At 49.4% G+C, this 263-nt stretch carries 1 protein-coding gene; it reads left to right on the top strand.

Going from position 1 to position 263, the window contains the following annotated elements; genetic code table 11:
* Window positions 1-263: Ig-like domain-containing protein (locus CCS90_RS14980; protein ID WP_180236545.1), on the top strand; the 263-nt coding region annotated here is incomplete at both ends.

Genomic DNA, 263 nt, shown 5'->3' with positions numbered 1-263 from the left:
AACGGCGGTTCAGATACGGCTTCGGTCACCATCACCATCAATGGCTTGAATGATGCCCCTGATGCAGTGGATGATACCTCAGCCTCAACCGATGAGGACAGTGCATTGGCCAGTGTCGACTTGACGGGCAATGACACCGATGCAGAAAGTGATGATGTTGAAATTTCCAGCATCGACACCACTGGTACTTTGGGTGCTGTGACAATCAATGGTGATAATGACACCGTGAGTTATGATCCCAACGGTCAGTTTGATTCATTGGC

Origin of the sequence: Marinicella litoralis (assembly GCF_002591915.1) — a bacterium.
Lineage (GTDB): Bacteria > Pseudomonadota > Gammaproteobacteria > Xanthomonadales > Marinicellaceae > Marinicella > Marinicella litoralis.
This window is presented reverse-complemented; position numbering and strand designations above follow the sequence as displayed.